Annotated in this window: 13 protein-coding genes and 1 riboswitch; of the genes, 12 read left to right on the plus strand and 1 reads right to left on the minus strand. The window is 43.0% G+C overall.

Annotated elements, in window-relative coordinates; genetic code table 11:
* Nucleotides 1–5: 5 nt before the first annotated feature.
* The 12 genes from NSS92_RS01195 to NSS92_RS01250 all read left to right on the plus strand — a co-directional run bounded on the left by NSS92_RS01195 (nt 6) and on the right by NSS92_RS01250 (nt 14,238).
* Nucleotides 6–2,363: an endonuclease MutS2 gene (locus NSS92_RS01195; RefSeq protein ID WP_340869875.1), complete on the plus strand. Its 2,358-nt coding sequence runs from the start codon at nt 6–8 to the stop codon at nt 2,361–2,363.
* Between the two features lie 14 nt (nt 2,364–2,377).
* Nucleotides 2,378–2,782: a DUF350 domain-containing protein gene (locus NSS92_RS01200; protein WP_008345990.1), complete on the plus strand. Its 405-nt coding sequence runs from the start codon at nt 2,378–2,380 to the stop codon at nt 2,780–2,782.
* 162 nt (nt 2,783–2,944) lie between these two features.
* Nucleotides 2,945–3,400, plus strand: a complete 456-nt coding sequence (locus NSS92_RS01205; protein WP_340866775.1) for an immunity 63 family protein — start codon at nt 2,945–2,947, stop codon at nt 3,398–3,400.
* 99 nt (nt 3,401–3,499) lie between these two features.
* Entirely contained in the window at nt 3,500–5,218 is a 1,719-nt protein-coding gene (locus NSS92_RS01210; protein ID WP_340866776.1) for an AMP-binding protein, read from the plus strand.
* 168 nt (nt 5,219–5,386) lie between these two features.
* A complete protein-coding gene (locus tag NSS92_RS01215; RefSeq protein WP_024423221.1) occupies nt 5,387–5,971 on the plus strand; it encodes a TetR/AcrR family transcriptional regulator in 585 nt (194 codons plus the stop codon).
* Nucleotides 5,972–5,997: 26 nt separating this feature from the next.
* Nucleotides 5,998–6,777: an enoyl-CoA hydratase gene (locus NSS92_RS01220; RefSeq protein WP_340866777.1), complete on the plus strand. Its 780-nt coding sequence runs from the start codon at nt 5,998–6,000 to the stop codon at nt 6,775–6,777.
* Nucleotides 6,778–6,808: 31 nt separating this feature from the next.
* Nucleotides 6,809–7,582, plus strand: a complete 774-nt coding sequence (locus NSS92_RS01225) for an electron transfer flavoprotein subunit beta/FixA family protein (protein WP_340866778.1) — start codon at nt 6,809–6,811, stop codon at nt 7,580–7,582.
* A 43-nt stretch (nt 7,583–7,625) separates the two neighbouring features.
* On the plus strand, nt 7,626–8,603 hold the full coding sequence (locus NSS92_RS01230; protein WP_340866779.1) for an electron transfer flavoprotein subunit alpha/FixB family protein: 978 nt from the start codon (nt 7,626–7,628) through the stop codon (nt 8,601–8,603).
* A 75-nt stretch (nt 8,604–8,678) separates the two neighbouring features.
* On the plus strand, nt 8,679–10,157 hold the full coding sequence (locus tag NSS92_RS01235; RefSeq protein ID WP_340866780.1) for an alpha-N-arabinofuranosidase: 1,479 nt from the start codon (nt 8,679–8,681) through the stop codon (nt 10,155–10,157).
* A 246-nt stretch (nt 10,158–10,403) separates the two neighbouring features.
* Nucleotides 10,404–10,718, plus strand: a complete 315-nt coding sequence (trxA, locus tag NSS92_RS01240) for a thioredoxin (protein WP_007501629.1) — start codon at nt 10,404–10,406, stop codon at nt 10,716–10,718.
* A gap of 139 nt (nt 10,719–10,857) precedes the next feature.
* Nucleotides 10,858–12,630, plus strand: a complete 1,773-nt coding sequence (uvrC, locus tag NSS92_RS01245) for an excinuclease ABC subunit UvrC (protein WP_041115055.1) — start codon at nt 10,858–10,860, stop codon at nt 12,628–12,630.
* Nucleotides 12,631–12,691: 61 nt separating this feature from the next.
* Nucleotides 12,692–12,869, plus strand: a riboswitch (Lysine riboswitch).
* Between the two features lie 133 nt (nt 12,870–13,002).
* Complete coding sequence (locus tag NSS92_RS01250; RefSeq protein ID WP_340866781.1) at nt 13,003–14,238, plus strand: aspartate kinase; 1,236 nt, start codon at nt 13,003–13,005, stop codon at nt 14,236–14,238.
* 153 nt (nt 14,239–14,391) lie between these two features.
* Here the strand turns inward: NSS92_RS01250 and NSS92_RS01255 are convergent, their stop codons facing one another.
* The gene (locus tag NSS92_RS01255; protein ID WP_024423214.1) at nt 14,392–14,835 is read right to left on the minus strand and encodes a YslB family protein; all 444 of its coding nucleotides are present in this window, start codon (nt 14,833–14,835) and stop codon (nt 14,392–14,394) included.
* Nucleotides 14,836–14,874 lie beyond the last annotated feature (39 nt).

A 14,874-nucleotide genomic window follows, 5' to 3' on the forward strand; every position in this document is an offset into this window, starting at 1 on the left:
CCATGCTGCAACAAAAAGTGTTAGCATCATTAGAATTTCATAAAGTAAAAGAAAAAGTCATGTCCTATACCGCATCTTCATTAGGAAAAGAAAGAGCGCAGGATTTAACGCCGCTGACGGATATCGAAACCATTCAGCATTTGCTGGAAGAGGTAGCAGAAGCACAGGATGTCATCCGCTTAAAGGGATCGGCGCCATTTGGCGGGCTGACGGATATTAGACGCGGGGTCAAACGGGCAGAAATCGGCAGTACATTAAGCCCATCTGAGCTCATGGAAATTGCAGCGCTATTATATACTGCGAAAAATATGAAGCACTTTCTCACGTCACTGTATGAAGATGGTGTAGATATACCGCGCCTTCATACATATGCAGAGACGCTGATTTTGCTGCCTGAAGTCAGAAAAGAAATCGAAAGCTGTATCGGTGATAATGGAGAAGTGCTTGATCATGCAACTCCGGCTCTACGAACAATACGTACGCAATTACGTTCATTAGAATCAAAAGTTCGAGATAAATTAGAATCTATGATTCGCTCACAATCTGCTTCAAAAATGCTGTCAGACACGATTGTTACCATTCGTAATGACCGGTTCGTGATTCCAGTAAAGCAGGAGTACCGCTCGAATTACGGCGGAATTGTTCACGATCAGTCATCATCAGGAGCAACCCTATTTATCGAGCCGCAAGTGGTCGTGGATTTAAATAACACCTTGCAGCAAACCCGTTTAAAAGAAAAACAAGAAGTCGAAAAGATATTGCAAATGCTGACAGCGAGCGTGTCAGAGCACATTGAGGAACTGCTTCACAATGTAAAGGAGCTTCAGACGCTAGATTTTATTTTTGCTAAAGCCAAATATGCAAAGGCAGAAAAAGCCACAAAGCCTGCTGTGAACGATCATGGGGAGATTTATTTAAAGCGGGCAAGACATCCTCTATTGCCTAGGGATCAGGTTGTGGCAAATGACATTGAGCTCGGCAAAGATTTTTCAACCATCGTTATTACTGGCCCAAATACAGGGGGTAAGACAGTTACCTTGAAAACGCTTGGTCTTCTTACGCTGATGACGCAGGCAGGCCTTCATATTCCAGTTGAAGAAGGCTCGGAAGTGGCTGTATTCGACCAAGTCTTTGCTGATATTGGAGATGAACAGTCCATTGAGCAAAGCTTGAGTACGTTCTCATCTCATATGGTCAATATTGTAGATATCTTAAAGAATTTGACATCTAACTCACTCGTGTTATTTGATGAATTAGGGGCAGGAACAGACCCTGCAGAAGGTGCCGCGCTGGCCATGAGTATCTTAGATGAAGTGCATCAAACAAATGCACGCGTCATCGCAACGACTCACTATCCTGAGCTGAAGGCTTACGGATATAACCGAGAAGGTGTTACAAATGCGAGCGTGGAGTTTGACATTGAAACCTTATCACCAACGTACCGCTTGCTCATCGGTGTGCCCGGACGAAGTAATGCATTTGAAATTTCTAAACGTCTTGGGTTGCCAGATCACCTCATTGACCGTGCAAAAGCGGATATGCATGCCGAGCATAATGAAGTAGACCAAATGATTGCTTCATTAGAAGACAGCAAAAAACAAGCAGAAGAAGAGCTGCATGAGACAGAAGTCTATAGAAAAGAAGCAGAAAAGCTTCATAAAGAATTGCAGAGACAAATTCTTGAATGGAATGAGCAAAAGGACAAACTACTTGAAGAAGCTGAACAAAAAGCAGCAGAAAAAATTGAACAAGCCTCAAAAGAAGCAGAAGACATCATTCAAGAGCTTCGGTCGATAAAAAATGAGCATCGATCATTCAAAGAGCATGAACTCATCGATGCGAGAAAGCGTCTTGAAGAAGCAGTCCCTGAGTTTGACCGGAAGAAAAAGCCAGAGCCGGTGAAAAAAGCAGCAAGACAGCTAAAATCAGGCGACGAAGTGAAAGTGCTCACCTTCGGGCAAAAAGGAACGCTGCTTGAACAAACAGGTGACAAAGAATGGAGTGTCCAAATGGGCATTTTGAAAATGAAAGTAAAAGAAAAAGACATGGAATTTATCAAATCAGCACCTGAATTTAAGCAGGAGAAAGCCATTACGGCAGTCAAAGGAAAAGACTATCATGTATCGCTTGAGCTCGACTTAAGGGGAGAGCGTTATGAAAATGCCTTAAGCAGAGTCGAGAAATACTTAGATGATGCTGTCTTAGCTGGTTATCCGCGTGTGTCGATCATTCATGGAAAAGGAACTGGCGCCCTCAGAAAAGGGGTTCAGGAATTACTGAAACAGCACCGAAGTGTGAAAAATGCTCGTTTTGGGGAACAAGGCGAGGGAGGATCAGGCGTCACCATCGTCGAATTAAAGTAAAAAGGAGAAAACGCATGAAAGCCTTTTGGGAAAATGAACTTGTGGAAATTGCCGCCTATTACAGCGTGGCCGTCCTATGTCTTGTCTTATTTCTAACCATTTTTGAACTCGTCACCTCCTATAAAAACTGGGAAGAGATCCAGCGGGGGAACTTAGCTGTTGCCATGGCAACAGGCGGAAAGATCTTTGGGATTGCGAATGTGTTTCAGCATTCAATCGCACAGCACAATTCCCTTCTGCAAATGATTGGATGGGGCGTATACGGCTTTGTGATGCTGCTTGTCAGTTATTTCATTTTTGAATTTTTAACACCACGATTTAAAGTAGACAAAGAGATTGAGAATGATAATAGAGCGGTCGGGTTTATTTCACTCATTATTTCAGTTGGGCTGTCTTATGTAGTAGCAGCCGGCATTTAAGGAGACGACATGGAAAAGCTAGCAAAAGTATTAATCGTAGTTGCCTGCACTTTTGCGGTCATTGGTGCCGTTTACATGTTCCTGTGAAATGAAGAAGACAAAGTGAGAAAGCTGTCAGGGATTCCTTGGCAGCTTTTATCTCACCCGAAGGCGGCGAATCACATGAAGCAAATTCTGCAAAAAGATGAACTCATAAAGCGCATTGATACTTGTCTCCAAATGACTTCCCTGCCAAGAGACATATATGAACCGTATATTGCACGTCCATTTCAAACGACTGGATTTTTTGATGATTTGAGCCCGTATGTTCAAATCGATTCAAGTGGCTATATTCTCATTCAATATGAACGAGGCATCCAAATGCTGCATAAAAGAACAAAAGCGGCGGATGAAGTCATTTACTGGATTTTAGAAGACACGATCTTTCTCACAGTCTACATCGACATGATGAGGCAGTATCAAGTCGACAACATCCAGACGCATTTACCTAATGATCCGAGTATCCATCAACAGATCGTGAAGAGAGTAAATGAGTCATTCCGGGCAATTGGTGGATTATATGAACAGTGGCATCATGAAGGAAAAAGAGCATCGATCGAAACATCGGCAAAGAAGTAAAGATGTCATGGAACCAAGCTCTATTTGAAAAAAGCAAACTGTCTTAAGGAAAAGTTTGCTATAATAAAATAGTACGAAAGTTCAGGAAGGAGGGTTTTTATGCAGTCAGATAAACGTTGGCTTCTGCATTACCCGAATCAAATTCCCCACGAACTCACCATCCCAAATGAGACGTTACAATCTTACTTATTCAGCTCCGCAGAGGCTGCACCTGAGCATACAGCCATTCATTTTCTAGGAAAAAACATCACCTATGAACAGCTCCAGGAAGACGCATTGAAACTAGCTGGTCATCTGATGGAAATTGGCGTGAAAAAAGGCGACAGAGTAGCGATCATGCTGCCAAACTGTCCTCAATCGGTCATTTCTTATTATGCTGTTTTAATTGCAGGCGGCATCGTTGTTCAAACGAACCCGCTTTATACGGAGAAAGAATTGGCATATCAAATGGAGGACAGCGGCTCAAAAGTGCTGATTACACTGGATTTATTGTATCCAAAGGCCTATAAAATGAAAGCGCTGACAAGTATGGAGCACTTAATCATCACCAAACTACAGGATTATTTACCATTTCCGAAAAACATTCTGTTTCCTATTGTCCAAAAAAGAAAAAACAAAATGGTCATCCAGGTGGAGAAAAGTGACACCATTCATCACTTCTCACAAATCATGAAAGAATCGTCAGGAGAACAGATCCCGGCGATTGCCTTTGAACCGAAAGAGGATGTCGCTGTTTTGCAATATACAGGCGGAACGACCGGTTTACCAAAAGGAGTCATGCTTACGCATGAAAATATTTTAGCGAATACTGAAATGTGCGCTTCTTGGATGTATAGAACGACAAGAGGAAAAGAACGAATCCTTGGCATCATTCCGTTTTTTCATGTATACGGAATGACGACCGTATTAAACCTTGCTGTCAAAGAAGGGCATCAAATGATTCTACTTCCTCGCTTTGACGCAGCTGATACCCTCAAAACGATTGAAAAACAGAAACCGACACTCTTTCCAGGTGCACCAACGATGTATATCGCCTTGCTGCATCATCCGAACATTGAAAAATATGACCTGTCGTCCATCACTGCATGTTTAAGCGGCTCGGCGGCTCTTCCTGTTGAAGTCAAACAGAGCTTTGAAAAATTAACAGGAGGACGTTTAGTGGAGGGGTATGGTCTTTCAGAAACCTCACCAGTGACCCATTCTAACTTTTTATGGGGGGCGAACAAAACAGGCAGCATTGGCTGTCCGTGGCCTGGGACAGATGCAGGTATTTATTGCGAGGAAACGGGTGGCCTCAAAGAGCCATATGAGCACGGAGAAATTATCGTCAAGGGGCCGCAGATCATGAAAGGCTACTGGAATCAGCCAGAGGAGACAGCAGCTGTATTAAGGGATGGATGGTTTTTCACTGGAGATATTGGGTATATGGATGAGGACGGTTTTTTCTATATCGTTGACCGGAAAAAAGATGTCATTATTGCGAGCGGTTATAATATTTACCCAAGAGAGGTCGAAGAAGCCCTATATGAGCATGAGCTTGTACAAGAAGTCGTTGTCGCAGGTATACCAGATCCTTATAGAGGAGAAACAGTAAAAGCGTTTGTTGTACCGAAAAAGGATGCTTATTTAACAGAGGATGAACTCGATCGCTTTGTGAGAACGAGAATTGCTTCATTTAAAGTACCGCGCGTGTATGAATTTAAAGAATCACTGCCTAAAACGGCTGTCGGAAAAATTTTGCGCAGAGTATTAATTGAAGAAGAAAAAAGAAAGCAAGCTTCATCATCTGAGACACCTGTCGATCAATTGAAGAAATAACGACCTTCATCATCCGGTCGAGCGGCCGGATGATTTGAATGATGACAGTCTGCTCTGGTATGATAAAGGTTGAAAAGAAAGAAGAAGATCTCTTGACAAATCACCCGTTTCTTTTTAACATAAAGTTATGAATGAATGCTCATTCAATTTAGAAAGGGACGAAGCACATTGAAGCAGAAAAGACCGAAGTACATGCAAATTATTGATGCAGCAGTTGTGGTGATTGCGGAGAACGGCTATCATCAATCACAAGTTTCAAAGATTGCGAAACAAGCAGGGGTGGCAGACGGAACCATTTATCTTTATTTCAAAAACAAAGAGGATATTCTCATCTCATTGTTCAAAGAAAAAATGGGACAATTCATCGAACGGATGGAGACAGATATTCAAAAGAAGCCGTCTGCAAAAGAAAAGCTTCTACTGTTGATTGAGGAGCACTTTCGCATGCTGGCGCAAAATCATCATTTGGCTCTTGTGACACAGCTTGAACTCAGGCAGTCAAACCTTGAGCTGCGGCAAAAAATCAATGAGGTGCTAAAAGGGTATTTAAATATGCTCGAGTCGATTTTAACAGAAGGAAAGAAAACAGGAGAATTCAGACAAAATTTAGATGTCCGCTTAGCGAGACAAATGGTATTTGGGACGATTGATGAAACCGCAACAACATGGGTCATGAATGATCAAAAGTATGATCTGCCTGCACTTGCAGAAAATGTACATGATCTGCTGTTAAACGGAATACATCAATCCTAAAGACAATGTGAAAAAGGATGATTGACATGGAAAAAATACTCAGCTTACATCATGAAGGACAGACAGCTCTCATCACGATTCAGAACCCGCCTGCAAATGCCTTATCCTCTCAGCTGCTCACTGAGCTTAATGACATGTTCGATGAGCTCGAACAGAATGAAGAAATAAGAGCTATTGTGATCCACGGGGAAGGCAGATTCTTCTCAGCAGGTGCTGATATTAAAGAATTTACGACTTTACAGGAAGAGTCTGATTATGCAAGCCTCGCAGATAGAGGACAGCAAGTCTTTGAACGGATTGAACAGTGTCCAAAGCCAGTCATTGCCTCGATTCACGGAGCAGCATTAGGCGGAGGCCTTGAGCTTGCCATGTCTTGTGATATCCGAATCGCAACAAAAGATGCAAAGCTTGGACTGCCAGAACTAAATCTTGGCATTATTCCAGGATTCGGCGGCACGCAGCGCCTACCGCGCTACGTTGGTTCTGCTAAAGCGCTTGAAATGATGGGAACAGCTGAACCGATTACAGGTGAAGAAGCATTTGCGAGCGGCCTTGTTACAAAGCTGGCAGAAACAGAGGAAGAAGCGCTCGAAGCGGCTAAAACACTTGCGGGGAAATTTGCAGCGAAAAGCCCAAAATCACTTGAATATGTGCTTGATTTATTGAATGCAACAAAATTGTATTCATATGACGGCGGAATGAAACTGGAAGCCAAAAAGTTTGGTGAGGTTTTCCAATCAAATGACGCCAAAGAAGGCATCCAGGCCTTTATCGAAAAGCGCAAACCGAACTTTAAAGGGGAATAAGGGATAAGTACGACACAAGGGGGAGAAATAAATGAATATATTTGTTTTGATGAAGCGTACGTTTGACACGGAAGAGAAAATTTCTATTCAGTCTGGTGCCATTCAAGAAGATGGAGCAGAGTTCATTATTAATCCTTATGACGAGTATGCCATTGAAGAAGCCATTCAGCTTCGCGATGAGCACGGGGGAGAAGTGACCGTTGTGACAGTTGGCGGTGAGGATGCAGAGAAACAGCTGAGAACAGCGCTTGCTATGGGCTGTGACCAAGCTGTCTTATTAAACGTCGAAGATGACTTAGAAGAGTGGGACCAATATTCAGCTTCTACCATTCTTTATCACTATTTAAAAGACAAAGAGGCTTCCTTGATCTTAGCAGGGAATGTAGCAATTGACGGCGGCTCTGGACAGGTAGCCCCGCGTCTTGCTGAATTACTTGGCTTTTCATATGTGACAACGATAACTAGTATTCAAATTGACGGCGGCTCTGCGTCGATTGAACGAGATGCAGAGGGTGATGTGGAAGTCATTTCTGTCGAACTCCCGCTTGTCGTCACAGCTCAGCAAGGACTCAATGAGCCTCGCTATCCATCATTACCAGGCATTATGAAGGCAAAGAAAAAGCCTTTAGAAGAATTGGAACTTGATGATTTAGATTTAGATGAAGACGATGTACCATATAAAATCAAAACAATTGAACGTTTCTTACCGGAGAAAAAAGAGGGTGGCAAGGTGCTGAGCGGCGAGCTTCAGGATCAAGTCAAAGAACTGACAGATCTACTCAGAAATGAAGCAAAAGTTATCTAAACATCCACTTTACGATATCATGAGAACAAGGGGGAGCTTGAAGATGAGTAAAAAAGTTGTTGTACTTGGAGAAAGTCGTGACGGTAAGTTAAGAAATGTGACATTTGAAGCCATTGCTGCCGCTCACAAAGTGGCAGATGGCGGTGAGGTCATTGGCGTGTTAATAGGGGATGATGTCAAAGGCCTAGCGGATGAACTGCTTTACTATGGAGCGGATCATGTGATGATTGTGGAGCATCCACACCTTTCATATTATACGTCAGATGGTTTTTCGCAGGCGCTTCAAGCCATATTAGATCAAGTTGATCCGGATGCTGTGCTCTTTGGCCATACGTCTATCGGTAAAGACCTGTCGCCGAAAATAGCCGCACGTCTCCAGACCGGCTTGATCTCAGATGCGATCGATGTAAGCGTTACCGGCGAACATCTTGTTTTCACTAGACCAATTTACTCTGGAAAAGCCTTTGAAAAAGTCATTTCGACAGACCGTCTGCTTCTAGCAACCATCCGGCCAAACAACGTGGCACCACTTGAGCGTGATGCGTCACGAGGCGGAGAAGTCACACCGGTTTCTGTCGATATTCAGAACCTCCGGACGATCGTAAAGGAAGTCATTAAAAAAACGTCAGAAGGTGTAGATTTATCTGAAGCAAAGGTCATTGTTGCTGGAGGGCGCGGGGTTAAGAGCAAGGAAGGTTTTGAACCGCTGAATGAACTCGCTGAGACGCTGGGGGCAGCAGTCGGAGCCTCGCGCGGCGCCTGCGACGCAGACTATTGTGATTATGCCCTGCAAATTGGTCAAACGGGAAAAGTCGTCACACCTGATCTTTATATTGCATGCGGGATATCAGGAGCGATTCAGCATTTAGCGGGAATGTCTAACAGTAAAGTCATTGTGGCAATCAACAAGGACCCAGAAGCGGAAATCTTCAAAATCGCCGATTACGGAATCGTCGGTGACTTGTTTGAAGTGGTACCGCTTTTGAATGAAGAGTTAAAAAAGATGAATATCCACTCGTAACGCTCATACACTCAGAATGCCTAGGTATTCTGGGTTTTTTTGTATGTGATCAAGAAGAAAAGGAGCGGTTGACAAGTGAAGGGGACAGTAAAAGTCAATGACGTGATTGGACGCATTTCTAAACACATTTATGGGCACTTTCAGGAGCATTTAGGAAGAGGGATTTATGATGGGATTTGGGTAGGGAAAGACTCTGAGATTGATCATATTGAAGGGATTCGTACCGATGTGCTAAAGGCCCTTCAAGCATTACATATTCCGGTGCTGAGGTGGCCGGGGGGCTGTTTCGCAGACGAGTATCACTGGGCAAATGGTGTAGGTGATCTGAGTGAACGAAAGCCAATGGTAAACACCCATTGGGGTGGTACGGTTGAATCCAATTCATTTGGTACGCATGAATTTATGGCATTGTGTGAGCTGCTTGAATGTGAACCTTACATTTGCGGCAATGTGGGAAGCGGGTCTGTTCAAGAATTAGCCGATTGGGTCGAATACATGACATTTCCAAATGGGACACCTATGTCAGACTGGCGCATTCAAAATGGAAAACAAGAACCTTGGAAGCTGACCTATGTTGGTGTAGGCAATGAAAGCTGGGGCTGCGGCGGGAATATGACGCCTGAATACTATGCAGATTTATATAAACGCTATCAAACGTACGTAAGAGAGTTTGCAGGGCAGCGTATTTACAAAATCGCCTGCGGCGCGAACTCTAATGACGTGAATTGGACGAAAGTATTGATGGAGCGGGCTGCACCGTGGATGGATGGGCTCAGTTTACATTATTACACCGTACCTGGTACATGGGAGAAGAAAGGATCAGCGACTGAATTCGATGAGGATGAATGGTTTATCACGCTGAAAAAGGCCTATGAGATGGAACGGCTTGTCGAAGACCATGGAGAAATCATGGATCGTTATGACCCAGACAAGCGAATCGGGATGATTATAGATGAATGGGGGACGTGGTATGATCCAGAGCCAGGGACCAATCCTGGGTTTTTATATCAGCAAAACACACTAAGAGACGCCCTTGTGTCTGCCCTCCATTTTCATATTTTTCATCGCCATTGCGAGCGGATTCATATGGCAAATATTGCTCAGACGGTCAATGTGTTGCAAGCGATGGTATTAACAAAGGACGAAAAGATGCTTCTGACGCCTACGTATCATGTATTTCACATGTTTCAAGTGCATCAAGAGGAAGAAGCGCTTGAAGTGGAGTTTGTTTCACCGCCGTATGAACGAAGAGGTGAAAAAATTCCTCAGGTCAGTGTGTCAGCCTCGCGTTCATCAGGTAAGATGCATATTAGCTACTGTCATCTGAATCCGCATGAACAAAGAGAGATATCCCTTGCCATTGAAGGGATTGATGAACAAACGAAAGTCACTGGACGTGTGCTGACGGCTGATCGCATGAATGCGCATAATACATTCGATGATCCTCATTCTGTTCAGCCAAAAGACTTTCAGCAAATGACTGTAAAGTCCGGCGAATTAACGGTAGAGCTGCCGCCAATGTCAGTGGTCATGATAACTGTCGACCTCGCTTAATTGCATATTTCGATGTTTGATGAGAAGAATGTTGGGGCATCATACATTGTAAATGAAGCGGAAAGGGTGTCATGTCATATGCTTAGAACCATTCTAATGATCATCGGTGCGATTGTTGTTATTGGTGCGATTATACGGTTTGTTTTTTAATTCATTTCCTAAAAAATGATTCGTAAGCATTTCATTCGCAAGTCACATTGGTAGATGCTATACTAAAAAGCATAATTTACATTGGAGGAATGAATAATGGCAATCGTAAAAGCTACTGACGCAACATTTTCACAAGAAACTGCAGAAGGTGTTGTTCTTGCAGACTTTTGGGCACCATGGTGTGGACCTTGTAAAATGATTGCTCCAGTTCTTGAAGAACTTGATCAAGAAATGGGCGACAAAATGAAAATTGTAAAAATTGATGTAGACGATAACCAAGAAACTGCTGGTAAATACGGCGTTATGAGTATCCCAACACTTCTTGTTTTAAAAGACGGTGAAGTTGTAGAAACTTCTGTTGGTTTCAAACCAAAAGAAGCACTTGCTGAGCTTGTCAACAAACATCTATAAACCGATCTATGCTCAAGCGGCATAATCATTGAAGCGGTTCTCGTAAAGACGAGAGCCGCTTTTCTTTCAACATGGTATAAAACAAATGTTCGTGATACACTAGAAGGAGTGAAAGAGGAAAACAAGGACGGATGAAAAGATGAACAAACTAATCAAAGAAAAGCTGTCAGTCCTGCCGGATCAACCAGGCTGTTACTTAATGAAAGATAGACAAAATACGATCATTTATGTGGGAAAGGCAAAGGTTTTAAAAAACAGGGTGCGCTCTTATTTCACTGGATCACATGACGCTAAAACGCAGCGGCTTGTCAGTGAAATTGAAGACTTTGAATACATTGTCACCTCGTCTAATATCGAGGCGCTCATTTTAGAGCTGAATTTAATCAAAAAATATGACCCAAAATACAATGTCATGCTCAAGGATGACAAGACGTATCCTTTTATAAAAATTACGAATGAACGCCATCCTAAGCTGATCGTCACCCGCAATGTAAAAAAGGACAAAGGAAAATATTTCGGTCCATACCCAAACGTACAAGCAGCAAGAGAAACGAAAAAGCTGCTCGACCGCTTATATCCACTGAGAAAATGTGCCACTCTTCCTGACCGCGTCTGTCTTTATTATCATCTTGGACAATGTCTTGCGCCATGTGTGTATGACATTTCCGAGGAAACGAATAAGCAGCTTGTGGACGAAATCACAAGGTTTCTAAACGGAGGACATCAGCAAATCAAAAAAGAACTCACCGAAAAGATGCAGGAAGCTGCTGAAAATTTAGAGTTTGAACGGGCAAAAGAACTGAGAGACCAAATCGCTTATATCGACTCAACGATGGAAAAACAGAAAATGACGATGAGTGATTTATCAGATCGAGATGTCTTTGCCTATGCCTATGATAAAGGCTGGATGTGTGTCCAAGTCTTCTTCATCAGACAGGGGAAATTAATTGAACGTGATGTCAGCCTGTTCCCTATGTATCAGGACCCTGAGGAAGAGTTCCTCACGTTTATGGGGCAATTTTATGAAAAGAACAACCATTTTCTGCCGAAGGAAATTTTGGTGCCTGATAGTGTGGATCAAGAGATGATTGAGCAATTGCTTGAGACGAACGTTCACCAGCCGAAAAAAGGAAAGAAAAAGGATTTACTTTTACTTGCCCATCAAAATGCCAAAATCGCCTTAAAAGAAAAGTTTTCGCTCATTGAGCGTGATGAAGAGCGGACAATTGGAGCGGTGAAGCAGCTCGGGGATGCGCTTAATATTTATATGCCATACAGAATCGAGGCATTTGATAACTCAAATATTCAAGGAGCAGACCCGGTTTCTGCCATGGTCGTCTTTCAGGACGGGAAGCCCTATAAAAAGGAATACCGAAAATACAAAATTAAAACCGTCTCAGGGCCAGATGATTATGCATCCATGCGTGAAGTCATTAGAAGACGATATACCCGCGTGTTAAAGGATGAACTGCCGCTGCCAGATTTAATTTTAATTGACGGAGGAAAAGGACAGATCAACGCAGCCATCGATGTTCTTGAAAATGAATTGAATCTATCAGTTCCTGTCGCAGGTCTTGTAAAAGATGAAAAACACCGGACATCGAATCTCATGATGGGAGATACACTTGAAATTGTTGCGCTGGAGCGGAATAGCCAGGCCTTTTACTTATTACAGCGCATTCAAGATGAAGTGCACCGGTTCGCCATTAGCTTTCACCGGCAGCTGCGCGGAAAAAATGCATTCCAGTCTATTTTAGACGATGTACCAGGTATCGGAGAAAAGCGTAAAAAGCAGCTCCTCAAACATTTTGGCTCTGTGAAAAAGATGAAAGAAGCCTCTCTCCAAGACTTTCAGGAGGCTGGCATTCCGAAACAAACGGCTGAACTTTTAATGGAAGCATTAAAAAAATAGATTGTACTTTTTCCAAAAGTCTGTTAAGATGTGACTAATTTAATAAATGAACGTGTTGTTTGTTGAAGATAGAGGTGCGAACTTCAAGAGTAAGCCTTCAGAGATCGATGGGATCTAAGAAGAGGGCTGAAAGGGGAGCGTCGCCGAAGTGAATAAAATCCACTCATTTTATTCGCTGGCTGTACATTGAAGAAATGTAGAGCTGTCAAGAATTCATTTCTTGGAGGGCTATCTCATTGTTTGCATCGTTTAATGATGATTTTAAAGCAATGGGAGATTTGTTCTCTCATTGCTTTTTTATTTGCAGTGAGCGGGCGGTCTCCAAAGCAGCCTCTTCTCTCACACGTGAACTTTTGAAAAAGGGTGGTAGACATGGGACTAATTGTACAAAAATTTGGCGGAACTTCCGTTGGATCGACAGAAAAAATTCGCAATGCCGCAGATAGAGTGATCGCTGAACGCGAGGCAGGACATGATGTGGTTGTGGTTGTCTCAGCGATGGGCAAATCAACGGATGTTCTAGTAGACCTAGCGAAAGAACTCACAGACGATCCAAGCAAAAGAGAAATGGATATGCTGCTCGCAACTGGTGAGCAGGTGACCATTTCATTATTATCGATGGCGCTCCAAGCAAGAGGCTATGATGCCATTTCCTTTACAGGCTGGCAGGCTGGTATGAAAACAGAGCACGTACACGGAAATGCAAGAATTGTGGACATTGATGAATCAAGAATAAAAGAGGAATTAAGTGCGGGGAAAGTCGTTGTTGTGGCAGGCTTCCAAGGAATTGCAGATGACTTACATATCACAACACTTGGCCGCGGTGGATCAGATACGACTGCTGTGGCACTGGCTGCCGCACTAAAAGCTGATAAATGTGATATTTACACAGATGTACCAGGAGTGTTTACAACAGATCCGCGTTATGTATCATCTGCGCGGAAACTTGCAGGTATTTCATACGATGAGATGCTTGAGCTGGCTAATTTAGGAGCTGGGGTCCTGCATCCAAGAGCTGTTGAATTTGCGAAAAATTATCAAGTCCCGCTAGAAGTCCGTTCTAGTATTGAAAATGAATCGGGTACGTTAATTGAGGAGGAATCATCCATGGAACAAAATTTAGTTGTCAGAGGCATCGCATTTGAAGATCAGATTACGCGTGTGACCGTGTGCGGGCTTTCAAGCGGACTTACAACATTATCGACCATCTTTACGACGCTTGCGAAACAGAATATCAATGTCGATATCATCATTCAGTCCGTCACAAGCACTAACCAGACTTCCATCTCTTTCTCTGTCAAAACGGATGATTTGTCCAAAACAGTTGAAGTATTAGAAGAATATAAAGGAGCGCTTGGCTACGAGCAGATTGAGACAGAAAGCAAATTAGCGAAAGTATCCATCGTGGGATCTGGAATGGTCTCAAATCCAGGCGTAGCAGCTGAAATGTTTGCTGTGTTAGCGCAAAAAGACATTCAAGTGAAAATGGTCAGTACGTCTGAAATCAAAGTCTCAACAGTGGTCGGCCGTGATGATATGGTCAAAGCGGTTGAAGCGCTGCATGATGCGTTTGATTTATCAAAGGTGAGCGCCGCTGCTCATTCTTAAAAAGGTAAAGAGGTGATCTCATGAAAGAGGGTCACCTCTTTTTTCTATATGGAATCGGCTGAAACGTGCGTAAACCCATTCATTAAGTATGCTATGATAGATGTAGACATTAAAAAAGGCGTGACCTGAAGTCCGCGCCTTTTATCAAGAGTATTAGCTAGGGTCTCTTAAATCCCATTTAACGGTTAAAATGACTTTCTCAGCACGCTTTTTCACTTGTTCGTAGGATTCAGCCACGTGCTCATTTAGAAGCTGAATTTGTTCAGCAATAAAACCCGCTTCCATCTGAAAGCATGGCTCCTTTTGATAGGTGAGTCGATTGGATACTAGTGGACCTTCGAGCTCAAACTCAATTTCCTGTTTTTTCGAATGGACCATCGTGAGAGTCCCCCATCCGGCATCATGGAAAAATTCGGGGATCTTCTCCCATGACTCTTGAGGAAATTTACGAGCAAGCAGTTTACCCGCAAAATACATCATAGATGAATGGTCCTGACCAAGAATATCTGGCAGCAGAACTTCGCGTATCAGCTCGTAGGCAAATCCATTGACTTCAATTTCTTTTAGCTGTTCTAAGTTAGATTCGAATTTATTCATTGTACGGCTCCCCTCTTTCAACAATTTATTATAGCTTAT

Source organism: Bacillus sp. FSL M8-0166, assembly GCF_038008825.1.
GTDB lineage: Bacteria > Bacillota > Bacilli > Bacillales > Bacillaceae > Bacillus > Bacillus safensis.

Coding starts and splice junctions, on each gene's coding strand:
- NSS92_RS01200 (WP_008345990.1), top strand. CDS start 2,378: ATGAAAGCCTTTTGGGAAAATGAACTTGTGGAAATTGCCGCCTATTAC.
- NSS92_RS01205 (WP_340866775.1), top strand. CDS start 2,945: ATGAAGCAAATTCTGCAAAAAGATGAACTCATAAAGCGCATTGATACT.
- NSS92_RS01210 (WP_340866776.1), top strand. CDS start 3,500: ATGCAGTCAGATAAACGTTGGCTTCTGCATTACCCGAATCAAATTCCC.
- NSS92_RS01220 (WP_340866777.1), top strand. CDS start 5,998: ATGGAAAAAATACTCAGCTTACATCATGAAGGACAGACAGCTCTCATC.
- NSS92_RS01225 (WP_340866778.1), top strand. CDS start 6,809: ATGAATATATTTGTTTTGATGAAGCGTACGTTTGACACGGAAGAGAAA.
- NSS92_RS01230 (WP_340866779.1), top strand. CDS start 7,626: ATGAGTAAAAAAGTTGTTGTACTTGGAGAAAGTCGTGACGGTAAGTTA.
- trxA (WP_007501629.1), top strand. CDS start 10,404: ATGGCAATCGTAAAAGCTACTGACGCAACATTTTCACAAGAAACTGCA.
- uvrC (WP_041115055.1), top strand. CDS start 10,858: ATGAACAAACTAATCAAAGAAAAGCTGTCAGTCCTGCCGGATCAACCA.
- NSS92_RS01250 (WP_340866781.1), top strand. CDS start 13,003: ATGGGACTAATTGTACAAAAATTTGGCGGAACTTCCGTTGGATCGACA.
- NSS92_RS01255 (WP_024423214.1), bottom strand. CDS start 14,835: ATGAATAAATTCGAATCTAACTTAGAACAGCTAAAAGAAATTGAAGTC.